Origin of the sequence: Cellulomonas sp. P24, from assembly GCF_024704385.1 — a bacterium.
In the GTDB taxonomy this organism is placed as follows: Bacteria; Actinomycetota; Actinomycetes; order Actinomycetales; family Cellulomonadaceae; genus JAJDFX01.
Map to the genome: position 1 here is coordinate 3,694,612 of NZ_JAJDFX010000002.1, position 22,424 is coordinate 3,717,035.

22 protein-coding genes are annotated in these 22,424 nt (G+C 72.1%); 10 read left to right on the forward strand and 12 right to left on the reverse strand.

Annotated elements, in window-relative coordinates; genetic code table 11:
• Nucleotides 1–223 precede the first annotated feature (223 nt).
• Nucleotides 224–1,648 carry a type I glutamate--ammonia ligase gene (glnA, locus tag LJB74_RS17235; RefSeq protein ID WP_259309685.1) on the reverse strand — a complete coding sequence of 475 codons (1,425 nt, stop codon included), beginning with the start codon at nucleotides 1,646–1,648 and terminating at the stop codon, nucleotides 224–226.
• Between the two features lie 154 nt (nucleotides 1,649–1,802).
• On the opposite strand from glnA, the gene LJB74_RS17240 reads away from it, so the two are divergent.
• Nucleotides 1,803–2,237 (forward strand): RDD family protein, encoded by a 435-nt coding sequence (locus LJB74_RS17240; RefSeq protein ID WP_259309686.1) that lies wholly within the window; start codon nucleotides 1,803–1,805, stop codon nucleotides 2,235–2,237.
• Between the two features lie 9 nt (nucleotides 2,238–2,246).
• Here LJB74_RS17240 and LJB74_RS17245 read toward each other — a convergent pair whose 3' ends face one another.
• The 4 genes from LJB74_RS17245 to LJB74_RS17260 form a co-directional block, all read right to left on the reverse strand.
• Nucleotides 2,247–2,960, reverse strand: a complete 714-nt coding sequence (locus LJB74_RS17245) for a DUF4191 domain-containing protein (RefSeq protein ID WP_259309687.1) — start codon at nucleotides 2,958–2,960, stop codon at nucleotides 2,247–2,249.
• Between the two features lie 52 nt (nucleotides 2,961–3,012).
• Nucleotides 3,013–4,014 (reverse strand): lipoyl synthase, encoded by a 1,002-nt coding sequence (lipA, locus tag LJB74_RS17250; RefSeq protein WP_259309688.1) that lies wholly within the window; start codon nucleotides 4,012–4,014, stop codon nucleotides 3,013–3,015.
• Between the two features lie 103 nt (nucleotides 4,015–4,117).
• Nucleotides 4,118–4,816: a lipoyl(octanoyl) transferase LipB gene (gene lipB / locus LJB74_RS17255; RefSeq protein WP_259309689.1), complete on the reverse strand. Its 699-nt coding sequence runs from the start codon at nucleotides 4,814–4,816 to the stop codon at nucleotides 4,118–4,120.
• A 9-nt stretch (nucleotides 4,817–4,825) separates the two neighbouring features.
• Nucleotides 4,826–5,290 carry a MarR family winged helix-turn-helix transcriptional regulator gene (locus LJB74_RS17260; RefSeq protein ID WP_259309690.1) on the reverse strand — a complete coding sequence of 155 codons (465 nt, stop codon included), beginning with the start codon at nucleotides 5,288–5,290 and terminating at the stop codon, nucleotides 4,826–4,828.
• Between the two features lie 78 nt (nucleotides 5,291–5,368).
• Here LJB74_RS17260 and LJB74_RS17265 point away from each other — a divergent pair, with 78 nt between their 5' ends.
• From LJB74_RS17265 to LJB74_RS17275, 3 genes are all read left to right on the forward strand, one after another.
• Complete coding sequence (locus LJB74_RS17265; protein WP_259309691.1) at nucleotides 5,369–7,588, forward strand: MMPL family transporter; 2,220 nt, start codon at nucleotides 5,369–5,371, stop codon at nucleotides 7,586–7,588.
• A 41-nt stretch (nucleotides 7,589–7,629) separates the two neighbouring features.
• A complete protein-coding gene (locus LJB74_RS17270) occupies nucleotides 7,630–8,670 on the forward strand; it encodes a Gfo/Idh/MocA family protein (RefSeq protein WP_259309692.1) in 1,041 nt (346 codons plus the stop codon).
• Nucleotides 8,671–8,832: 162 nt separating this feature from the next.
• On the forward strand, nucleotides 8,833–10,416 hold the full coding sequence (locus LJB74_RS17275) for a protein kinase domain-containing protein (RefSeq protein WP_259309693.1): 1,584 nt from the start codon (nucleotides 8,833–8,835) through the stop codon (nucleotides 10,414–10,416).
• A 21-nt stretch (nucleotides 10,417–10,437) separates the two neighbouring features.
• Here the strand turns inward: LJB74_RS17275 and LJB74_RS17280 are convergent, their stop codons facing one another.
• The 3 genes from LJB74_RS17280 to lpdA form a co-directional block, all read right to left on the reverse strand.
• Nucleotides 10,438–11,328, reverse strand: a complete 891-nt coding sequence (locus LJB74_RS17280) for a TIGR01777 family oxidoreductase (protein WP_259309694.1) — start codon at nucleotides 11,326–11,328, stop codon at nucleotides 10,438–10,440.
• 129 nt (nucleotides 11,329–11,457) lie between these two features.
• Nucleotides 11,458–13,200 carry a 2-oxoglutarate dehydrogenase, E2 component, dihydrolipoamide succinyltransferase gene (gene sucB, locus LJB74_RS17285; RefSeq protein WP_259309695.1) on the reverse strand — a complete coding sequence of 581 codons (1,743 nt, stop codon included), beginning with the start codon at nucleotides 13,198–13,200 and terminating at the stop codon, nucleotides 11,458–11,460.
• Between the two features lie 44 nt (nucleotides 13,201–13,244).
• The gene (gene lpdA, locus LJB74_RS17290) at nucleotides 13,245–14,630 is read right to left on the reverse strand and encodes a dihydrolipoyl dehydrogenase (protein WP_259309696.1); all 1,386 of its coding nucleotides are present in this window, start codon (nucleotides 14,628–14,630) and stop codon (nucleotides 13,245–13,247) included.
• Between the two features lie 234 nt (nucleotides 14,631–14,864).
• On the opposite strand from lpdA, the gene LJB74_RS17295 reads away from it, so the two are divergent.
• Nucleotides 14,865–15,257 (forward strand): oxidoreductase, encoded by a 393-nt coding sequence (locus LJB74_RS17295; RefSeq protein ID WP_259309697.1) that lies wholly within the window; start codon nucleotides 14,865–14,867, stop codon nucleotides 15,255–15,257.
• A 72-nt stretch (nucleotides 15,258–15,329) separates the two neighbouring features.
• On the opposite strand, the gene LJB74_RS17300 is transcribed toward LJB74_RS17295, so the two are convergent.
• A complete protein-coding gene (locus tag LJB74_RS17300; RefSeq protein WP_259309698.1) occupies nucleotides 15,330–16,832 on the reverse strand; it encodes a leucyl aminopeptidase in 1,503 nt (500 codons plus the stop codon).
• Nucleotides 16,833–16,872: 40 nt separating this feature from the next.
• On the opposite strand from LJB74_RS17300, the gene LJB74_RS17305 reads away from it, so the two are divergent.
• The 4 genes from LJB74_RS17305 to LJB74_RS17320 are packed head-to-tail and all read left to right on the forward strand — an operon-like array spanning nucleotide 16,873 to nucleotide 19,057.
• Entirely contained in the window at nucleotides 16,873–17,232 is a 360-nt protein-coding gene (locus LJB74_RS17305; protein WP_259309699.1) for a hypothetical protein, read from the forward strand.
• Nucleotides 17,229–17,732: a hypothetical protein gene (locus LJB74_RS17310; RefSeq protein ID WP_259309700.1), complete on the forward strand. Its 504-nt coding sequence runs from the start codon at nucleotides 17,229–17,231 to the stop codon at nucleotides 17,730–17,732. Before LJB74_RS17305 ends, LJB74_RS17310 begins: the two co-directional genes overlap by 4 nt.
• Before the next feature lie 36 nt (nucleotides 17,733–17,768).
• Nucleotides 17,769–18,830, forward strand: coding sequence for a quinone-dependent dihydroorotate dehydrogenase (locus LJB74_RS17315; RefSeq protein WP_259309701.1), 1,062 nt, complete (start codon nucleotides 17,769–17,771; stop codon nucleotides 18,828–18,830).
• Entirely contained in the window at nucleotides 18,827–19,057 is a 231-nt protein-coding gene (locus tag LJB74_RS17320; RefSeq protein ID WP_259309702.1) for a hypothetical protein, read from the forward strand. The genes LJB74_RS17315 and LJB74_RS17320 overlap by 4 nt, the downstream gene beginning before the upstream one ends.
• Here LJB74_RS17320 and LJB74_RS17325 read toward each other — a convergent pair.
• Both LJB74_RS17325 and LJB74_RS17330 read right to left on the reverse strand, forming a co-directional pair.
• Nucleotides 19,054–20,061, reverse strand: a complete 1,008-nt coding sequence (locus tag LJB74_RS17325; protein ID WP_259309703.1) for a PLP-dependent aminotransferase family protein — start codon at nucleotides 20,059–20,061, stop codon at nucleotides 19,054–19,056. The genes LJB74_RS17320 and LJB74_RS17325 overlap by 4 nt on opposite strands.
• Nucleotides 19,977–20,534 carry a GntR family transcriptional regulator gene (locus LJB74_RS17330; RefSeq protein WP_310650864.1) on the reverse strand — a complete coding sequence of 186 codons (558 nt, stop codon included), beginning with the start codon at nucleotides 20,532–20,534 and terminating at the stop codon, nucleotides 19,977–19,979. The genes LJB74_RS17325 and LJB74_RS17330 overlap by 85 nt, the downstream gene beginning before the upstream one ends.
• Before the next feature lie 62 nt (nucleotides 20,535–20,596).
• Between LJB74_RS17330 and LJB74_RS17335 the strand changes: the two genes are divergently transcribed.
• On the forward strand, nucleotides 20,597–21,304 hold the full coding sequence (locus LJB74_RS17335; protein ID WP_259309704.1) for a YitT family protein: 708 nt from the start codon (nucleotides 20,597–20,599) through the stop codon (nucleotides 21,302–21,304).
• An 89-nt stretch (nucleotides 21,305–21,393) separates the two neighbouring features.
• Here the strand turns inward: LJB74_RS17335 and LJB74_RS17340 are convergent, their stop codons facing one another.
• On the reverse strand, nucleotides 21,394–22,410 hold the full coding sequence (locus tag LJB74_RS17340; protein ID WP_259309705.1) for an aldo/keto reductase family protein: 1,017 nt from the start codon (nucleotides 22,408–22,410) through the stop codon (nucleotides 21,394–21,396).
• Between the last annotated feature and the right edge of the window lie 14 nt (nucleotides 22,411–22,424).

The following is a 22,424-nucleotide window of genomic DNA, read 5'->3' on the forward strand; positions in this document are numbered from 1 at the left end:
GTCCGTCATTTCGTACAGGTTCGTCACAGCATGGGCCATAACGAGGTAACGGTTCGACAGTCATTGGCTGAGAACGTGCATCTCACCGGGGGCACCGCGCCCTCGTGCGGCGACCTGGCGGCCCCACGGAGGAATGACAGAACCCGGCCATCGTGCGGATGGCCGGGTTCTGTCGTGCAGCTCGGTCACGCATCGTCAGCAGGTCGTGCCTGCCGGGCGTCGATCAGACGTCGTAGTAGAGCTCGAACTCGTGCGGGTGCGGGCGCAGCCGGATCGGGTCGACCTCGTGCGAACGCTTGTAGTCGATCCACGTCGCGATCAGGTCGGGCGTGAAGACGTTGCCCGCCGTGAGGAAGTCGTGGTCGGCCTCGAGGTTGTCGAGCACCTCGGCGAGCGAGCCCGGGACCTGCTGGATGAGCGCGTGCTCCTCCGGCGGCAGCTCGTAGAGGTCCTTGTCGACCGGCTCCGGCGGCTCGATGCGGTTCTGGATGCCGTCGAGGCCGGCCATCAGCATCGCCGCGAAGGCGAGGTACGGGTTGCTCGACGGGTCCGGCACGCGGAACTCGATGCGCTTGGCCTTCGGGTTCGACCCGGTGACCGGGATGCGGATGCAGGCCGAGCGGTTACGGGCCGAGTAGACCAGGTTGACCGGGGCCTCGAAGCCGGGGACCAGGCGGTGGTACGAGTTCACCGTCGGGTTGGTGAACGCCAGGAGCGACGGAGCGTGCTTGAGGAGCCCGCCGATGTACCAGCGTGCGAGGTCGGAGAGCCCGCCGTAGCCCTTCTCGTCGAAGAACAGCGGCTTGCCGTCCTTCCAGAGGGACTGGTGGACGTGCATGCCCGAGCCGTTGTCGCCGAAGAGCGGCTTCGGCATGAAGGTCGCGGTGCGACCGTTCGCGTGCGCGACGTTCTTCACGACGTACTTGAAGAGCTGCACCTTGTCCGCCGACTTGGCGAGCTCGTCGAAGCGGTAGTTGATCTCCGCCTGACCGGCCGTGCCGACCTCGTGGTGCGCGCGCTCGACACCGAGGCCCAGCGCGTCGAGCTGCAGCGAGATCTGGTCGCGGATGTCGGCGAACATGTCGACCGGCGGGACCGGGAAGTAGCCGCCCTTGTACGGGGTCTTGTGGCCGAGGTTGCCACCCTCCTCGACGCGGCCGGTGTTCCACGCGGCCTCGATCGAGTCGATGTACACGTAGGACGCGTTCTGCTTCGTCTCGAAGCGGACGTCGTCGAAGATGTAGAACTCCGCCTCCGGCGCGAAGAAGGCCGTGTCGGCGATGCCCGTCGACCGCAGGTAGGCCTCGGCCTTCGCGGCGACCTGGCGCGGGTCGCGGCTGTACGGCTCGTCCGTGTACGGGTCCACGATGTGGAAGTTGATGTTCAGCGTCTTCTCGACCCGGAACGGGTCGAGGTAGGCCGTCGAGATGTCCGGGATGAGCTTCATGTCGGACTCGTGGATCGCCTGGAAGCCGCGGATCGACGAGCCGTCGAACATCTGGCCGTCGACGAAGAAGTCCAGGTCGAGCGAGTAGGCCGGGACGTTGAAGTGCTGCATCACTCCGGGCAGGTCACAGAACCGCACGTCGACGAACTTGACGTCCTCGCTCTTGATGAACGCCAGGACTTCCTCTGGCTTGCTGAACATCCGCTGCTCCTCAGATCGGGTGTGCCCCTACCGGGCAGGTCGAGGCTACGGTCAGCCGGTTACTCCGCGATTTACCGCATGTTTCGGACATGTTACGTGGGGCCGGCCCACGTAACGATCGGAGTCTCACATCCGTCGCGGCTACCCTCGTGCGATGGCAACGCGAGAGGACATGGGGTCCTGGCTCGAGGGCGGACCGAGCGATGACAGCGCGACGCGCGGCTCACGCCTCGGGCTCCCGGAGACCGGGTCGGGCTCCCTCGCCCCGATCGGGCGACGGGTCGTGGCGCTGTTCGTCGACTGGGCGCTCTGCACGCTCATCGCGTCGGCGTTCCTGCGTGGGACGGCGCTGGGCCCGGTCGTCGTCCTCGGCGTCGAGTCCGTCGTCCTGGTGGGGACGGCGGGCGCGACGATCGGGCATCGGCTGCTCGGTCTGGTCGTCCGGACCCCCGACGGCGCACCCGCGGGACCGCTGCGCGCCCTCGTGCGGACGGTGCTGCTGTGCCTCGTGGTCCCGGCGGTCGTCTGGGACGCGGACGGCCGCGGCATGCACGACCGTGCGGCCGGGACGGTCATCGTCCGTCGATGACGCGTGCCGTCAGCGGCCGCGCATGCCCTTGCGGTCGGGACGCGCGCGCATCGGGTCCACGCCCTTCGGGACCGGCAGCCGTGTCGCACCGAGAGCGCGCATCCGCTTGCTGACCTCGGCGACCTCCTGCTTGGTCAGCGCCGGCTTGAGGCGCTGCACCGTCCGGGGGAGGGAGCGGAGCTCGACCTGTCCGGCCCCGTGTCCGACCTGGATCGTCGTGATCGGCACGGTCGGGAGCACGCGCGTCGTCCGCTTCCGCTCGCTCTCGAGCAGCTTGTCGACGCGTCCGGCGGGCCCCTCGCCGATCAGGACGATGCCGGGGCGTCCGACACCGCGGAAGACGAGGTCCTTGGTCCGCGGGTCCACCGCGACCGGCTCGTCACCGAACTCCCAGCCGCGCCGGATCGTCCCGAGGGCCGCGAGAGAGGCGCCGGGCTGGCCTTCGAGGCGCCCGTAGGCGGCCTTCTCCGCTCGCCGCGCCAGGATGATCGTCGCACCGAGGACCCCGAACGGCAGGCCCATGATCAGCCAGAACACGGGGCTGTTCGTGAAGATCCCGATGATCAGGAACACCACGAGCGTGCCGACGACGGTGGTCAGCATCCACCACAGGACCGAGGGGTCGACCTCGCGGGTCATCCGGTACGCCTGCCAGAGCTGGCGGTACCACCGGGGCTTCGAGGTGGACGGGCCGACGGACGCGTCGGAGTTCTTGCGGGCCATGGTCGGAGAGTCTAGTCGTGGATCGACCTCGGCCATCGCCGCTGCGACGCCTTCAGCGGGAGAGCAGGCTCCGGGCCTCCTGGCGGGAGCTCGTCGGCTCGGCAAGATGCGCGAGCGCAGCCGGGATCTCCTCGCCGCGGCGGCGCATGGCCTGGCCCCAGAGGCGCCCGGCGCGGTACGACGACCGCACCAGCGGACCGGACATCACCCCGAGGAACCCGATGCGTTCGGCCTCCTCGGCGAGCGCGACGAACTCCTCCGGGCGGACCCAGCGGTCGACGGGGTGGTGGCGGACCGACGGGCGCAGGTACTGGGTGATCGTGAGGAGGTCGCACCCGGCGCCGTGCAGCGCCTCGAGGGCCTCGACGATCTCGTCATAGGTCTCGCCCATGCCGAGGATCAGGTTCGACTTCGTCACGAGACCGGCGTCGTGCGCGGCGGTGAGAACCGACAGCGAGCGTTCGTACCGGAAGCCAGGTCGGATCGCCTTGAAGATCCGCGGCACGGTCTCGAGGTTGTGGCCGAGCACCTCGGGGCGCGACGCGAAGACCTCGGCGAGCAGGCCAGGCTCGGCGTTGAAGTCGGGGATCAGGAGCTCGACTCCGGTCCCGGGGTTGAGCGAGTGGATCTGGCGCACGGTCTCCGCGTACAGCCAGGCGCCGCCGTCGGCGAGGTCGTCGCGGGCCACGCCGGTGACCGTCGAGTACCGCAGCCCCATCGCGAGGACGGACTCGGCCACGCGACGCGGCTCGTCGGTGTCGAGGTCGGTCGGCTTCCCGGTGTCGATCTGGCAGAAGTCGCAGCGGCGCGTGCACTGGTCGCCACCGATGAGGAACGTCGCCTCGCGGTCCTCCCAGCACTCGAAGATGTTCGGGCAGCCGGCTTCCTCGCACACCGTGTGCAGCCCGCCGCTCCTGACCAGCCCCTTGAGCTCTGAGTACTCGGGGCCCATGGTGGCGCGCGTCCGGATCCAGTCGGGCTTCTTCTCGATCGGCGTCTCCGCGTTGCGGGCCTCGACGCGCAGCATCCTGCGTCCCTCGGGTGCAATGGTCACGATCGCCAGCCTACGTCAGGGGTCGTGGCCCGATCTCGCCCCGGAGGTCGTGGGGACGAGTGCTGCGTCACAGCGTCGGTGCAGCCTCCGACGTCGTCCCGGCTCAGGACGCGGGGAGCGCCGAGACGACAGGGTCGACGATCGGAGGCGCGATGAGCGGGGTGAGTGCCGCCTCGAGGTGCCTCTGCACGATCCCGACGACGTCGGCGATGCGGATCGGGTGGCCGGCCTCGAGCGAGAGCGAGGTGACGTCCGCGTCCGGGATGCCGCACGGCACGATCCTGGTGAACGCCTCGAGGTCGGCGTCGCAGTTGAGGGCGATCCCGTGCATGGTCACGCCCTTGGCCACCCGGACGCCGATCGCGGCGACCTTCCGGGCGCGCCGCGGTGAGGGCACGTCGGGGGCGTCGGCGGGGAACCAGACCCCGCTGCGGCCCTCGACCCGGATGGCGTCGAGCCCTAGGTCGGCGCAGGTGTCGATGAGGGCCTGCTCGAGCGCGCGCACGTAGCGCACGACGTCGACCGGCTCGGCCAGCCGGACGATCGGGTACGCGACGAGCTGGCCGGGGCCGTGCCAGGTGATCTTGCCGCCGCGGTCGACCTCGACCACCTCGGTGCCGTCGACCGGACGGTCCCACGAGGCCGTACGCCGCCCTGCGGTGTAGACGCTCGCGTGCTCGCACAGCAGGACGGTGTCGGGTCGGGTCCCGGTCTGGACCTCGTGGTGGACGGCGCGCTGCCTCTCCCAGGTCTCCCGGTAGTCGGCGTGCCGGGTTCCGAGGTCGAGCTCGACGAACTGCATGGCGCCAGGCTAACCCGCGGTGCTGGGCGTGCCCGGCGGTGCGTCGGGGACGTGGTCGTGGGCCGTGACCATCAGGGTGAGCAGCTCGCGGAGCTCGTCGACCTGTTCCGGCGTCAGGCCGCGCGTCGCCATCTCCTCGGCGGGGGCCGGGTCGGCTGCGTCCGCGAGCACCGAGCGCCCGGCCGCGGTGAGCGAGATCACGTGGCGGCGTCGGTCACCGGGATGGGCGATGCGCGTCACGTACCCGGTGCGCTCCATCCGCTCCAGGATGCGGCTCATGGTCTGCTCGGTGACGCCGGTCGCTGCGGCGAGCTCGCGCTGGGAGTGGTCTGCGTACGCCAGGATGACGATCACCGGGAGGCTCGCGTGGTTGAGGTCCCAGGCGCTGAGGTGGGCGTTCCACTCGCGCTCGACGCGCCTGGCGGCTGCCGCGAGCAGACGGCCGGTCGGCCAGGTGGCGATGTCGTCGGCCACTGAGGTCGTCTCCTCCGTCTCGGTCCCACGTGCGTATCGGCTCATGTGCTGCTGTTGCCGAACCCATGATCGTGCCTCATGATACTCAGCATGCTGAGTAATTCCCGAGGTGCCGTGCTGAGAGCCGTGCTCGTCGTCGTCGCGCTCGTCGCGTGGCTCGGCGTGGGCTCGGTCGGCGGCATGGCGCAGGGCAAGCTGAGCACCGTCCAGACGAACGACGCCGAGGCGTTCCTGCCGTCGAGCGCCGAGTCGACCCGGGCGGACGCGCTCGGCCGGGCCTTCGTCGACACCAAGACCCTGCCGGCGCTCCTCGTGGTCACGACGGCGCAGGGCGGCCCGGTGACCGCCGAGCAGACGGCCGCGGTCCGCACCGTCGCCGCGGGCCTCCCACGCCTGTCCCTCCCCGGAGCCGGTCCGGGGGACCCCACCACGATCGGCGACCTGCTGGCCGGGGACCCGATCGTCACGCCGTCGACGGACGGGCAGGCGCTCCTCGTGATCATCCCGGTGGCCTCGACGTCCGCGGCGACCCTGCTCGCGGACGGCACGAGCTCGACCGTCGCGCTCGTGTCCGCGGTCCGCGCCGCCGCTGCGTCCACCTTGGCCTCAGACGGCCTGCAGAGCTGGGTCACGGGCCCCGCGGGCTTCGTCGCCGACCTCGTCAACGCCTTCGGGGGGATCGACGGCATCCTCCTGCTCGTCGCCCTCCTCGCGGTGCTCCTCATCCTGGTGCTCGTCTACCGCTCGCCGCTGCTGCCGTTCGTCGTGATCCTCACCGCCGTGTTCGGTCTCAGCCTCGCCGGCCTCGTGGTCTACCAGCTCGCGCTGCACGGCGTCCTGGTGCTGAACGGCCAGGCCCAGGGGATCCTGTCGATCCTCGTCGTCGGCGCCGCCGTCGACTACTCGCTGCTCGTGGTCGCGCGCTACCGCGAGGAGCTTCATCGGGTCGACAGCCCGTACGACGCCATGCGCCGTGCCGTGCGGTTCTCGATCGCGCCGATCTCGGCCAGCGCGGCCACCGTCGCCGTCGGGCTCCTGTGCCTGCTGTTCTCCGACCTCGCGTCGAACCGCAGCCTCGGGCCGGTGGCCGCGATCGGGATCGCCTCCGCCTACCTGGCTGCGATGACCTTCCTTCCCGCGCTGCTCCTGGTCGGGGGACGGCGCGCGCGGTTCTACTTCTGGCCGCGCATCCCGCGATCGGGGCCCGCGATCACCCGACCGGAGACCGACGGCGCCGCGGCCGCCGGGGTATGGCCCCGGGTCGCCGCCGTCGTCGGCCGCCGCGCGCGACCGGTCTGGGTCGTCACGGCGCTCGCCCTCGCCCTCGGTGCGGCGTTCCTGCCCACGTTCCGTGCGAGCGGCACCAGTCAGACCGACGTCTTCCTCACCTCGGTCGATGCCGTCGCCGGCGAGAAGGTGCTGGCCCAGCACTTCGAGGCCGGGCTCGTCCAGCCGTCCTTCGTGGTCGCCCCGGCGACCGACCGGGCCGCCGTGCTCGCAGCCGTGGACGCGACGCCGGGAGTGGCCTCGGCCGCCGTCGTCAGCGCGGCGACGGCAGGGCCGCCCGGAACAGCTCCGTCGGACGCGGCGCCGACGGTCGTCGACGGGAACATCCGCATCGACGTGGTCACGACGGCCGCCTCGGACACGCAGGCGGCGGTCGCGACCGTCCGCGAGCTGCGGACGGCCGTGCATGCCGTGTCGCCGGACGCGCTGGTCGGCGGGGTCGCCGCGCAGTCCCTCGACTCGCAGCTCAGCGGGGAGCGTGACCTCCGGGTGATCGTGCCCGCGGTCCTCCTCGTGATCCTCCTCATCCTCATGCTGCTGCTGCGGTCCGTCGTCGCCGCGGTGCTGCTCATGGCCGCCAACGTCCTCTCGTTCGCGGCGACGCTCGGAGTCGCGGCGATCCTCTTCACCCACGTCTTCGGGTTCCCCGGAGCGGATCCCGCGGTACCGCTCTACGCGTTCTGCTTCCTCGTCGCGCTCGGTGTCGACTACTCGATCTTCCTGATGACGCGCGTGCGCGAGGAGGCTGCAGACGTGGGCACCCGAGTCGGCGTCCTGCGTGGGCTCGCCGTCACGGGCGCCGTGATCACGTCCGCCGGCGTCGTGCTCGCGGCGACGTTCGCCGCCCTCGGCGTGATCCCGCTGCTGTTCCTCGCGGAGCTCGCCTTCATCGTCGCGTTCGGGGTCCTGCTCGACACGTTCGTGGTCCGCAGCCTGCTCGTCCCTGCGCTCGTCCACGACATCGGGCGCCGGGCCTGGTGGCCGGGGTCGCTCGCGCGGGCCGCCGAGTGACACCGCCCGGACGGGTCGTCGCACCGACCTAGAGTGGACGCATGTCTCGACTGCGCGTGGCGATGGTGGGGTACGGCGACGCCGGGCGCGGGATCCATGCGCGTCTGCTGAGAGCCTGCGGAGACGTCGTGACGCAGGTCGTCGTCCGCGACCCGCAACGGGTCGCCGCAGTTCACGCCGACTGGCCCGGGGCGGTCGTGCACCCCGACGTCACCAGCCTCGTCACGGCGATGAGGGCGGGTGGAGACGTCGACGTGGTCGTCGTCGCGAGCCCGACGAGGCTGCACGCGGAGCACGTGGTCGAGCTCGTCGCTGCAGGTCGGCCCGTGGTCGTCGACAAGCCGCTCGCGACCGACACCGCGTCGGCGAGGGCCGTCGTCGAGGTGGCCGAGAGGTTCGGCACCGCGCTCACGGTGTTCCAGAACCGTCGCTGGGACCCCGAGCAGCTCACGCTGCGCGCCGTTCTCGCCTCGGGCGAGCTCGGTCGGGTCCACCGGTTCGAACGTCGCTGGGAGCGGTGGCGCCCCGTGCCCAAGGACCGCTGGAAGGAGAACGACCCGGTCGGTGGAGGCCTGCTGCTCGACCTCGGCGCGCACCTCGTGGACTCCGCGGTCCAGCTCTTCGGCCCGGTCGAGTCGGTCTACGCCGAGCTGCGCGCCGTGACGACCGCGACCGAGGACGACGTCTTCCTCGCGCTCCGGCACCGCGGCGGCGTGACGAGCCACCTGCAGGCCTCGGGGATCGCCGGGGCACCGGGGCCCCGCACCCGGGTGCTCGGGACCGGCGGTGCGTTCGTCGTCACGGAGTTCGAGGGTGAGGCCGCGCCGTTCCTCGTGGGCGGCGAGCCGTCGGGTGCCCTCGCCGCTCCTCAGGAGGGCTGGCTGGTGCGGGGGACGGCGACGACCCCGGTGGCGCGTGCGGTCGGCGGGCACGAGGACTTCTACCGGGCGGTCGAGAGCTGGGTGCTCGACGCCGGTCCGGTGCCGGTGGACCCGCGGGACGCGGTGCGCACGGCCGCGGTGCTCGACGCCGCACGTGTCTCCGCCGCCGGGAACGTCGTCGTGGAGATCGCCGGGGCCTGAGCCGCACGCCGCACGAGCGGTGCGGTCCGCGACGGGTGACGTCGGGCGATGATCGGCGGCGCGGCGCCACCGTGACGGCACACCGGACGAGCACCGGTCCTGTGGACAACCGCCGTGCGACCCGACAACCCGGTACGAATGGTGACCGTGCCCGACGACGTCATGCCAGCCGACCATGCCGCACGTCTCGCCGGTGCGGGCTGGAGCCCGGCAGGTCGACTCGGCACCGGGGCGCACGGCACCACCTGGGCGGTACGGCGGACCGACGAGACCGGCGGTCGCGCCGCGGTGCGTCACCTGGAGGCACGCGTCGTCCGGACCGGGACGTGCACCGAGCGGCTCGCGCTGCTCCGTGGCCTGGCGGACCCGCACGTCGCGAGGGTCCTCGACGTGGTGGACGACGGAGCGGACGGCCTCCTGGTCCTCGTCGAGGAGGTCTCGGGCCCGACGCTCGCCGCGCTCGTCGGCGCGCGCGGGCTGCTCACGCCGGGCGAGGTCGTCACGGTGGTCGCCGGTGTCGCCCGGGCACTGACGACCCTGCACGGTGCGGGACTGGTCCACGGGGACGTCGCACCGTCGAACGTCGTGATCGACATGTCCGGCGCGCCGGTGCTGATCGACCTGTGGGGCGCCGTCGGCGCGGACGGTGACCTCGGTACCCCGGGCTTCGCGTCGGCAGCGGTTCTCGGCGGATCCGTACCCGTCCCGGCCGACGACGTCCACGCCCTGGGCCGCCTCGGGCGGTGGGCCCTCGGGGAGCGCGTGTGCGCAGAGGGCGACCCGGTAGCGGAGGTGCTAGGGGCGGCGTGCGGCATCGGACCCGCCAGCCGGCTGACCTCGGTCGAGCTCGAGGCCCGGTGCTGCGCCGCGGCCCGACCCGAACCCGTCCTGCTCCCTGACCCGGCGGCTCTGGCACGCGCGGAGCTCCTCGGCGGCGCGCGGACCTGCCGTGCCGTCCTCCCGACGCGGCGCCGGCCGGCCCCTCCGCGAGGTGCGCCCCGAGCGCTGCGGAGAGCCGGGGGTGCGGCGCGCGCCGCCGGTGCGGCCCGGCGGGGTGCCGTGCCTCGTCGGAGCTCCTCGGTCGAGCGGCCGAGCCGCGGGGTGCACCGGGCGCGCGGGCCGAGAACGGCGACGCCGTTCGTCCGTGCGGTGCTGGCGATGGTGCTCGGGGTAGGCGCCCTGGTGCTGGGAGGTGGCGGCATCCTCCTGCACAGCACCGGAGTGCCCGACCGGCCGGTGCCGACAGCTGCCGAGGCGTCGTCGCACCCGACCGCGGGTGCCGGGCAGGCGCCGCCGCGCGACCAGGAGGTGCCGTCGACCACCGCCGCGCCCGTGGCGCAGCCCGAGCCGGGGGACGACCCCGTCCCGACCGACCCGGCGGAGGCCGCCCGGTACCTCACCACCGTCCGGGCGCGGCTGCTGATCAGCGGTGACCCCGGTCGCCTCGCCGAGATCGACGTGCCCGGTTCTCCCGCGTACGAGGCAGATCGTGCGATCGTGACCGGTCTCGGCGGGACGGTCGGCAGCATCGACGGCCTGACCTGCACGGTCGAGTCGACGTTGGTGGACGACGACGCAGCGGTGGCCCTGGTCGACGTGACCTATGCGCTGTCCGCCCACACCCGACGGGGACCGGACGGTGCGGTGATCGCGGCCGTGCCGGCCACCGCGCCGCAGACCGTCCGACTGACCCTGCACCGGACCGACGAGGGATGGCGGGTCAGCGACGTCGCGGCGGCGACCTGAGCGCTGTCGGAGCCGGTCGACTCAGCGACGGACGAGCCAGTCGGCTGCGTCCTCGATCGTCGGGTGGCGGAACGTGAACCCGTCGTCGGTCAGGGCTCGCGGGACGGCGCGAATCGACCCGAGCACCTCGCGTGAGAACTCCCCGAGCACGATCTTCAGGGCGAAGGCCGGCACGGCCACGACGGCCGGACGATGCAGCGCGCTCGCCAGGGCCCGTGCCACCGTGGCGTTGTCGACGGGGTGCGGGGCAGTCAGGTTCACCGCACCCTGCACGGACGACGTCAGCAGGTGCGCGATCGCCCGGACCTCGTCCTCGAGGGTGATCCAGCTCCAGTACTGACGCCCGCTGCCGAGGCGGCCGCCAAGACCGGCGCGCAGCAGCGGGAGCATCCGGGCCAGAGCGCCGCCGTGCGGGGAGAGCACGATCCCGCTCCGGAGGTGGGCGACCCTGACCCCTGCGTCGCGCGCGGCACCGGTCGAGGCCTCCCACTCGCGCACGACGGAGGCGAGGAACGTCTGGCCCCACCCGCCGGTCTCGTCGACCTCGTGCATGCCGGTGTCTCCGTACGCCCCGATCGCCGAGCCCTGCAGGAGCACGGCCGGGGGAGTGTCCGCACCGGCCATGGTGCGCGCCAGGAGGGAGGTCGTGCTCGTCCTGGACAGCAGCACGGTGCGCTTGTACGCCGGGGTGAGGCGGTGGTCCCCGACTCCTGCTCCGGCGAGGTTGATCACGGCGTCGGCGCCCGAGAGTGCGTTCGCAGCGAGGCGGCCGGCCGCCGGGTCCCACTCGATCTCGTCCGCGTGCGTCGCCGGTCGGCGGACGAGCCGGAGGACCTGATGGCCCGAGGCGCTCAGGTGCTCGACGACTGCCGACCCGATCAGCCCGTGCGAACCCGCGACGACGACGTCCATGGCGTCAACCTACGTCACGGACCCGGTGTCCCACCCTCGGCGCGGCCGACGTGACGGTGGGCGCAGACACGGCGATGCCCGGTCGGTGATCTCTCACCGACCGGGCACCGGAGTGACCAGCGGGTCGCGTCAGAGCCCGAGCTCGGACTCGAACGCCCCTTCTTCGATCCGGTTCTTGATCGCCGTCAGGTACCGCGCGGCGTCCGCGCCGTCGACCAGTCGGTGGTCGTAGGAGAGCGAGAGGTAGATCATCGAGCGGATCGCGATGACCTCCTCGCCGTCTGTGCCCTTCACGACGACCGGACGCTTGACGATCGTGCCGGTGCCCAGGATCGCCACCTGCGGGAGCGCCACGATCGGCGTGTCCAAGAGGGCACCGCCGGAGCCGGTGTTCGTGATCGTGAACGTGCCGCCCGTGAGGTCGTCCGGCCCGACCTTGTTGTTGCGGGTCCGGCCGGCGAGGTCGGCGATCTTGCGTGCGAGGCCGGCGAGGTTCAGGTCACCGGCGTCCTTGATCACCGGGACGACGAGACCGCGCTCGGTGTCGACCGCGATGCCGAGGTTCTCGGAGCCGTGGTAGACGATCTGGTCGCCGTCGATGCTCGCGTTGATCTTCGGGTAGGTCTTGAGCGCCTCGACCGCGGCGAGGGCGAAGAACGGGAGGAACGTGAGGTTCACGCCCTCGCGTGCCTGGAACTCGGCCTTCGCCCGGGCACGGAGCTTCGCCACCTTCGTGACGTCGACCTCCACGACCGTGGTGAGCTGGGCGGCGTTCTGCAGCGACTCGACCATCCGCTCGGCGACGATCTTCCGCAGACGCGACATCTTCTCGGTCGTCCCGCGGAGCGGAGACACGGGCGGCGCGGTGCGCGTCGGTGCGGGCGCCGCCGCAGGTGCGGACACCGCCGCTGCCTTCGCGGCCTCGGCCTTCGCCGCGGCGTCGAGCACGTCCTCCTTGCGGATACGTCCGCCGACGCCCGTCCCGGTGAGCGTGGAGACATCCACACCCTTCTCCGCAGCGAGCTTGCGGACGAGCGGTGTGAGGTAGGCGACCGCGTTGACGGCGCCGGCCGGGGCCGGTGCGGGTGCAGCCACCGGTGCGGGTGCCGCGACAGGTGCGGGTGCGGCGACAGGTGCGGGTGCGGCGACAGGTGCGGGTGCGGCGACCGGTGCGGGTGCAGCCACCGGTGCAGGTGCAGGTGCAGGTGCCGGAGTCGGTGCGGCGACGGGTGCGGCAGCCGGTGCTGCCGTCGCGGCTCCGGAACCGATCACCGCGAGCGGCGTGCCGACGCTCACCGTCTCGTCCTCCTGGACGAGGATCTGCTGGAGGGTCCCGGCGAACGGCGACGGGATCTCGGTGTCGACCTTGTCGGTCGAGACCTCGAGCAGGGGCTCGTCCATCGCGACCTCGTCGCCCACGGCCTTGAGCCACCGGGTGACGGTGCCCTCGGTCACGCTCTCGCCCAGTGCGGGCATCGCGACCTGCGCGCCGTCCCCGGAAGCGGGTGCCGGGGCAGCCGGTGCCGCCGCAGCCGCGACGGGAGCAGGGACATCGGCGACCGGTGCCGCTGCCACGGGCGCGGGGGCCTCGACGACGGGTGCCGGGGCCTCGGCGACGGGCGCCGCTGCGCCGTCACCCGAGCCGATCAGGGCCAGCGCCGTCCCGACGCCGACGGTCTCGTCCTCCTGGACGAGGATCTGCTCGAGCACGCCGGCGAACGGCGACGGGATCTCGGTGTCGACCTTGTCGGTCGAGACCTCGAGCAAGGGCTCGTCGACGGCGACGGTGTCGCCGACGGCCTTGAGCCAACGGGTGACGGTGCCCTCGGTCACGCTCTCGCCAAGGGCCGGCATCTGCACGGAGTCGGACATGACCGCGTGCCTCCTCACGAATCAGGGGGTTGTGGTCCCAGGGGTCAGTTGTGGGCGTGCAGGGGCTTGCCGGCGAGGGCGAGGTGCGCCTCGCCGAGTGCCTCGTTCTGCGTCGGGTGAGCGTGCACGAGCGACGCGACGTCGTCGGGGTACGCCTCCCAGTTGACGATGAGCTGGCCCTCGCCGATGAGCTCGCCCACGCGTGCGCCGATCATGTGCACGCCGACGACCGGTCCGTTCTTCTCGCGGACCAGCTTGACGAAGCCGGCGGTCGCGAGGATCTGGCTCTTGCCGTTGCCGCCCAGGTTGTACTCGAGCGTCTCGACGGCGTCGTCGCCGTAGGTGGCCTTGGCCTTGGCCTCGGTGAGGCCGACGGAGGCGACCTCGGGGTCCGAGTAGGTGACCCGGGGGATGCCCGACTCGACGATCGCCTGGGGCGCGAGGCCGGCGATCTCCTCGGCCACGAAGATGCCCTGGGCGAAGCCGCGGTGCGCGAGCTGGAGGCCGGGCACGATGTCGCCGACCGCGTAGATGTTGCCGACGCCCGTGTGCAGACGCTCGTTGGTGATGACGAAGCCGCGATCGAGCGTCAGGCCCTGCTCCTCGTAGCCGAGCCCGGCCGTGTTCGGCCCGCGCCCGACGGCGACCAGGAGGAGGTCGGCGTCGAAGGTCTTGCCGTCCTCGAGGGACACGTGGACACCGTTGTCGTCCTGCGTCACTCCCGCGAAGCGGACCCCGAGGTTGAATGCGATCCCGCGCTTGCGGTACGCGCGCTCGAAGGCCTTGCTCAGGGCCTCGTCCTCGTTCGGGACGAGGTGCGGCAGGGCCTCGATGATCGTGACGTCGACGCCGAAGGACTTCCAGACGCTCGCGAACTCGGAGCCGATCACGCCACCGCCGAGGACGATCACGGATGACGGGATCCAGTCGAGCTGGAGAGCCTGGTCGGACGTGATGACCCGACCACCGATCTCGAGACCGGGGAGAGAGCGCGCGTACGAGCCGGTACCGAGCACGATGTGGCGCCCCGTGTACCGCTGTCCGTCGACCTCGATCGTGTCAGGGGCGACCAGTCGGCCGTGCCCCTCGACGACGGTGATCTTGCGGGACTTCACCAGACCCTGGAGGCCCTTGTACAGACGGGCGATGACCGCGTCCTTGTACTGGTTGACGGCCGGCATGTCGATGCCCTCGAGCGTCGCGCGGACGCCGAACTGCTCGCTCTCGCGGGCGTTGTCGGCGATCTCCGCAGCGTGCAGGAGGGCCTTCGTCGGGATGCAGCCGTTGTGCAGGCAGGTCCCGCCGATCTTGCCGGACTCGATCAGGGCGACGGAGAGGCCGAGCTGGGCGCCGCGGAGAGCGGCCGCATAGCCACCACTCCCTCCGCCCAGGACGACGATGTCGAAAGCGGTGCCGTTCGTGTCGGCCACGTGCAACTCCTCAGGCGAGAGGTGTGGTGTCGGGTGTGCTCGCCGACCATCTTGTCACCCTCGCGTCACCCGGACGAACCAGCGGGCCCACGATCAGGTGTGATGCTGCGAACAGTCATCCCACGTATTTCGTCGCCGAGAGCCCGTGGGAGCGGTTCCCGCGGGCGGGTCCTGGACGGCCGGACCTCACCGGTCTCCCGGGCCGCGGACAGGTCTGGCAGCTACCCTGCCGCCATGGGTCTGTTCTCACGTCTGACGCGACGCCGATCTGGCTCGACGGAGGCGGCGCCGTCCTCGCGCGAGGCGCAGCAGGCGACCCTGGCCCACTTCCGTGAGTTCGTCAGCACCCGGCGAGGGGTCGAGGCCTACGTCGAACCCCGGACGAACGACACGCCGATGACGATGATGCTCGTCGCCGGCACGGGGGAGTGGACGAGGCGACGAGTGCCCGACCCCGGGACGGCGCGCCAGGTCGCCGAGTCGCTGGGTGTCCCGATCTACGACGTCCATCGCACCGGCTACCCCCAGCGTATGCGCGACTGGAACTCCCGTCAGCGCTCGCACGCCCGCGACGTGTCCCGGGGCTCGCGCGCCCGGGACGTCCCGCGCTCCCGCGACCTGCCCTGAGACGCGCGTCACCGCGGACCTGACCCGGGGCTCGCACGCCGCGGGACCTGACCCGGACGCCGCGCGCCGCGGCTACTTCGCCGAGGCGCGCGACTCGATCAGGGCCAGCATCGTCCGGACGCCGACGCCGGTGCCGCCGACCGGGGTGTAGCCATGGGCGGTCTTCTCGTTGAAGGCCGGACCGGCGATGTCCAGGTGCGCCCACGGCGTGGTCCCGACGAACTCCTGCAGGAACACCCCGGCGGAGAGCATGCCGCCCCACCGCTCGCCGATGTTCGCGATGTCGGCGACCTTCGAGGACAGCCCCGCGCGCAGCTCCTCGGGCAGCGGCATCGGCCAGAACTGCTCGCCGGCGGCGCCTGCGGCGGTGACGACCTCGGCCCGGACCGCCTCGGTGCCCATGACGGCCGAGACCCGGTGGCCGAGCGCGACGACCTGCGCACCGGTGAGCGTCGCGATGTCGAGGACGACGTCCGGCTTCTCCTCGGTGGCGGCGACGAGCCCGTCAGCCAGGACCAGACGACCCTCGGCATCGGTGTTCAGGACCTCGACGGTCGTGCCGCCACGGATCGTGATGACGTCGCTGGGACGCTGCGCGGATCCGGAGGGCATGTTCTCCGCCAGGCACAGCCAGCCGGTCACGGCGACCGGGAGTCCGAGGCGCGCAGCGGCGACGACGGTGTGGAGCACGGCGGCGGCGCCGGACATGTCCGACTTCATCGCGTCCATCCCCGCGGCCGGCTTGATCGAGATGCCGCCGGAGTCGAACGTGATGCCCTTGCCGACCAGCGCGACCTTGGCCGCCGGCCGCGACGGCGAGTAGGCGACCTTGACGAGTCGCGGACCACGGACCGAACCCTGCCCGACGCCGATGAGCCCGCCGTAGCCGCCTGCGGCCAGTGCCTTCTCGTCGAGGACGGTCACCTTGATGCCCGTCCCCTTGGCGGCTTCCTTCGCGAGGTCGGCGAACGCCGCCGGGTAGAGGTCGTTGGGTGCGGTGTTGATCAGGTCGCGCGTGGCGTTGACGGCGTCGGTGAGGATCTCCGCACGCGTGAGCGCGGCCTTGGCGGCCTTGTCCTTCGCGAGCGGCGTGACGACCTCGAGCTGGGCGACCGGCACCGCCTTGGCGGCGGCGTCGGTGGCCCGGTAGCGGGTGTACGCGTAGGCACCGAGCAGGGCACCCTCGACCACGGCCGCGAGCTGGGCGAGGTCGCCGCTCGGCAGGGCGAGCGCCACCGCGCCGGTGCCGGCGAGCTCGCGGGTCGCCGCACCGGCCGCGCGGCGCAGCGGCTCCGGCCCCCACACCTCGGCCACGTCCCCGAGTCCGGTGAGGACGACGACGGGTGCCGCCACGGACCCTCCCGACGGGACCTTGCGGACCTCGTCGACCGCTCCGGTGATGCCGAGAGCCCCGGCACCGGACGTCAGCACGTCGGTCAGGGCCGTGCGCAGCGCTGCCGGCAGCGCGTCACCGGCGACGAGCACCGGTCCGTCCGGCGTGGTCGCGGTGGCGACGACGACGGCGTCGGTCGTGAGGCGGGAAAGGTCGGCGGAGGTCAGCGTCAGTCGAGGCACGGTCAGATCCTAGTCCGGTGAGCGAGGTAGCCTCGGGCCCGTGATCCTGCCTCTCGCTCTCGCCGTCGTGGTACTGGCGGCCGTCCTCGCCTCCTGGGCCGCGCTCTGGGCGGTGCGTGACCGACCTGTCGTGCTCAACCAGCTCTGGGGCGCGGCGGTCGTCGAGGGGGCTCTGCTCGTGCAGCTCGTGGTGGCCGTCGTCATGTCGGCGCGGGGACCGGGGCCGGCAGAGCACGGCACGTTCTGGGGCTACGCGGCTGCGGGGCTCCTCATCCTTCCGCTCGCAGGGGCCTGGGCGTTCGCGGAGCGGACGCGCTGGAGCTCGGTGGTGCTGCTCGTCGCCGCGGTGACGGTGGCCTTCATGCAATGGCGGATGCTGCAGACCTGGGGGATCTCATGACCGAGCAGACCGAGCCGCGCGACGAGGCGGTCCCGCCGGCGGTGACCGTGGCCACGGACCCGAGCGGATCCGACGTGGCACCGCACGACGTGCCGTCGACGTCATCGGGGCCGGGGCGCGTGCTCGTCGCGGTCTACGGAGTGTTCGCGCTCGCTGCGACGGCCCGTGCGGGCTACCAGATCGCGACGAAGCTCTCCGAGGCCCCGCTCGCCTACCTGCTCTCGGCGCTCTCCGCCGTGGTGTACGTGGCGGCCACGTTCGCCCTCGCCCGCGGGGGTGCCGTCGCCCGCCGCATCGCCTGGGTGGCATGCAGCGTCGAGCTTCTCGGAGTCGTGTCCGTCGGGACGTTGTCGTTGCTCTCACCCCAGGACTTCCCCCAGGCGACGGTCTGGTCGGTGTTCGGGCAGGGCTACGGCTACGTCCCGCTGGTGCTCCCGGTTCTCGGTCTGCTCTGGCTCCGCCGGACCCGTCCCGATCGCACGTCGGCCACCGCGCTCTGACCCTGCGGGGCGCGTGCGCCCGCTAGGTTGGTGCGCGTGTACAGGCTCCTCTTCTCCCTCGTCCTGAGACGCCTCGACCCCGAGAAGGCCCACGAGCTCGCGTTCCGTGCGATCCGGGTGGCCGGTCGCACGCCCGTGCTCCACCGGCTGCTGTCCCGGGTCTTCCGGAGCGACCCTCGCGGTGGCGTGGAGGCCCTCGGGCGGTGGTTCCCCGCCCCGTTCGGCGTCGCCGCAGGGTTCGACAAGAACGCCGAGGCGGTCGAGGGCCTGACGATGCTCGGCTTCGGGTTCGTCGAGATCGGCACCGTCACCGCGCACGGGCAGCCGGGGAACGAGAAGCCACGCCTGTGGCGCGTGCTGGACCAGCACGCGATCCGCAACCGGATGGGGTTCAACAACGAGGGGGCCGTCGCGGTGGCGGACCACCTCCGCCGTCTGCGAGCCACACCGCGCGGCCGCGCGATGGTCGTCGGGGTCAACATCGGCAAGACCAAGGTGACACCTGCCGCGGAGGCCGCCGGCGACTACGCGACGAGCGCGGCGCTCCTGGCCCCCTACGCGGACTACCTCGTGGTCAACGTCTCGTCGCCGAACACCCCCGGGCTGCGGGACCTGCAGTCGGTCGACGCGTTGCGCCCGATCCTCGTCGCGGTGCGTGAGGCCGCCGACCGCGCCACCGCGGGTGCGGACCGCGTGCCGCTGCTCGTCAAGATCGCACCGGACCTCTCCGACGACGACGTCGACGCGGTCGCCGATCTGGCGCTCGAGCTCGGCCTCGACGGCGTCGTCGCCGTCAACACGACGATCGCGCACGACCTCGGGCCGGGCGGGCTGTCGGGACCTCCGCTGCTCGCACGCGGCCTCGACGTCGTCGCGCGGCTGCGGACGCGGCTGGGGCCGGGGCCGGTCATCATCGGCGTCGGCGGCATCACGACGCTGCCGGACGCCCGGGAGTACCTGGCCGTCGGAGCGACCCTCGTCCAGGGGTACACGGGCTTCGCCTACCGCGGGCCGTTCTGGGCCTCGCGGCTGAACCGCGGTCTCGCGACGGACGCCTTGCAGCGCGAGAGCCGGGGCCGGGCGGAGGTCGCGCTGTGATCCGCCCGCAGTGGGAGTGGGCGTTCGACGGTGCCGACGGGGTCGCGCTGGACCGCCCGGTCAGCCCGGCGTTCGCGAACCAGTACGACGCCGAGGAGTGGATCGGCGAGGTGTGGCGCGACCTCTCGGCGCAGGGTGTGCGCGTGGCGAGGCTGCTGAACGGTGGCGCGCAGGCGGCGCCGGCCCTCGTCGTCCCGCCGCTGGACGGGAACCACCGCTCGAGCTAGACGAACGCCCGGGTCGGGTAGGCGGTGGCCGGGGTCGCGGTGGGATCGAGCACGGACCACGACGCCGACACCGCACGGATGCCCCGGGTGAGCACCTCGGGCGTCTCCGTGAACGGCACCCGGAGGAACCGCTCGAAGCTCCCGTCGACCCCGAAGGCCGGTCCGGGGATGAGGCGGGCACCGTGCCGCAGTGCCAGCGCGGTGAGCGCCGAGGACACCGGGACGCCGAGATCAGCCCAGAGGAACAGCCCGCCTGCGGGGCGCGGGACCGTCCACTCGGGAAGCTGATCGGCCAGCAGCGCGAGAACCTGGTCGCGTCTCTCGCGGAGCATCGACCGACGCTCCGGAAGGATCTCGTCGTGCCGGTCGAGCAGGTGTGCCGTGACGAGCTGCTCGAGCACGGCGGTCCCGAGGTCGACGTGCGCGCGGGTGAGCGAGAGTCGAGTGATCAGGTCGGGGTGGGCACGCATCCAGCCGACCCGGAGACCGCCCCAGAAGGCCTTGGACGCCGACCCGACCGAGACGACGACCCCGGACTCGGTGCCACCGCCGGCGAACGGTGTCGGCGCCGCGCCGTCGAGCGTGAGGTCGCTCAGCGCCTCGTCACCGATGATCACGGTCCGATGGCGCACGGCCATCTCCCGGATGCGCGCACGACCGGCGTCGGACAGGCTCGTCCCGGTCGGGTTCTGGTAGTCGGGGATGAGGTAGACGAGGCGCGGTGAGACCTGACGGATCGTGGACTCGAGCAGGTCGAGGTCGGTCCCGTCCGGGCCCACCGGCACCGGAACGGGCCGCGCCCCGACGGCGCGGATCGCCGTGATGGCGTGCGGGTAGGTGGGGTGCTCGACGACGACGCGGTCGCCGGGGCCGACGAGCGCGTCGAGCAGCAGGTGCAGTGCGGACTGCGCGCCGCCGGTCACGAGGATCTGGTCGCGGGTCGTCGGGACGCCGCGCTCCCGGTAGCGCCGCGCGACGGCCTCACGGAGGACGTCCACGCCCATCGGCTCGTAGCCACGTCCGGCGAGGAACCTGGGCAGCGCGTCGAGGGCGGCCAGGTAGCCGGCGTGGAGCGAGGGCGGCGCGGGTGGAGCAGCGAGCGAGAGGTCCGCGATCTCGTCCGAGGGCGTACGCGAGAAGCCCGGGTAGGCCCGCGGGAGGCCGGTCGTCGCGCCGCCCGGCGCGGAGAGGTCCGACGGGGGAGCGTGGTGATCGTGCCGGAACCGCGTCGGCTCACCAGGAAGCCCTCGTCGCGCAGGAGCTGGTACGCCGCGCTCGTGGTCGTCCTGGACAGGCCGAGCACGACGGCGAGCTCGCGCTCGCTCGGCAGGCGTGTGCTGAGCGGGAGGGAACCGGCGAGCAGCGCTGCCCGGACGGCGTCCGCGAGAGCGGTGTACGCGGGGCCCGTCCGGTGCCAGCCGCCGAGGAGTCGTTCGAGCGCGCGAGGTGACATGTGGCGGTCAGGTGGGCGCGACATGTATCCACTCTTGCGGAGGTGGATATGGAATGCAAGGCCACTGCTGGCGGAGGATGCCAGTCATGACCGATGCCATCCCATCCATCACGGCCATCGTGCCGACCGACGCCGTGTTCGGCTCTCCGCGGATCAGCCGCGTCCACCCGCTGCGTCGCGGCGCCCAGCTTGCTGCCGGGCTCGTCCTGTACACCCTCTCGATCGCGCTGCTCGTGCGCGCCGGCCTCGGCACGATGCCGTGGGACGTGCTCTCGCAGGGTCTCTCACGGCACCTCGGCTGGTCGTTCGGCACGGTGACGCTCTCGGTGAGCGCGGTGGTGCTCCTGGCGTGGGTGCCGCTGCGGCAACGCCCAGGAGTCGGCACGATCGCCAACATGATGGTGATCGGGCTTCTCGTGGACCCGTTCCTCGCGCTGCTCGCACGCCTGCCCGAGAGGCTCAGCCCGGAGTCGGCCACGCTGCTCGTCGTGGCGGGGATCGCGCTCAACGGTCTCGCGACGGCCCTGTACGTCGGAGCCCGGCTCGGACCCGGACCGCGCGACGGCCTGATGACCGGCCTCGTCGCCCGTACCGGGTGGTCGTTGCGGCTCGTGCGGACCGGGATCGAGGTCACCGTCGTGAGCCTCGGGTGGGCGCTCGGCGGGACGGCGGGGGTCGCGACCGTCGCCTATACGGTGGCGATCGGCCCCCTCGTCCACCGGCTGCTCCCGCTGTTCACGCTCGCTCCGGTCGGTACGCGCAGAGCAGCACCCGTCGGATCCGAGCGCGAGTAGCGGCTCGGGTCCGACGGGCGACAGCCCCGATCGTCCCGGGTGTCGAGCGCGACGGGTTCAGGTCCGTCGAGCTCGACACCCGCGGGCGGTCAGGACGGGCGGGACGACGGTGAGGACGCCGCGGTCATCGAGGCGTCACGCACCACGGTGCCACCGAGGGCCTCGTCGATCCGGGCCAGCAGCTCGGCCGGGATCGTGACGCCGGACGCACGGACGTTCTCCTGCACCTGCTCGGGCCGCGAGGCGCCGATGATCGCGGCAGCGACGTTGGAGTTCTGCAGCACCCAGGCGACGGCGAGCTGCGCGAGCGTGAGCCCGAGCTCGTCAGCGATCGGCTTGAGCAGCTGGACCCGCTCGAGGAGCCCCGGGACCTGGAAGAACCGCCCGATCATGTCCGCACCGCCGCGGGTGTCCGTCGCGCGCGAACCTGCCGGCAGCGGGGCTCCCGGAAGGTACTTCCCGGTCAGGATGCCCTGGGCGACCGGTGACCACACGATCTGCGAGATGCCGAGCTCGCGGGACGTCGGGACGACCTCGGGCTCGATCACGCGCCAGAGCATCGAGTACTGCGGCTGGCTCGAGATGAGCTGGATGCCGAGCTGCTGGGCGAGGGCGTGACCGGCTCGGATCTGGTCGGCCGTCCACTCGCTGACGCCGATGTAGAGGGCCTTGCCCTGGCGCACGACGTCCGCGAAGGCCTGCATCGTCTCTTCGAGCGGGGTCTCGGTGTCGTACCGGTGCGCCTGGTAGAGGTCGACGTAGTCGGTCTGGAGCCGCTGGAGCGAGCCGTTGATGGACTCGAGGATGTGCTTGCGGGACAGCCCGCTGTCGTTCGGGCCCTTCGGGCCGGTGGGCCAGTAGACCTTGGTGAAGATCTCCAACGACTCGCGGCGCTGACCGCGGAGCGCCTCGCCGAGCACCGTCTCCGCCGCGGTGTTCGCGTAGACGTCCGCGGTGTCGAAGCTCGTGATGCCGGCGTCGAGAGCGGCACGGACGCACGCCTTCGCGGTGTCGTTCTCGACCTGCGAGCCGTGGGTGAGCCAGTTGCCGTAGGTGATCTCGGAGATCTTGAGCCCCGAGTTGCCGAGGTAGCGATAGGTGACCATGGATGTCACCCTAC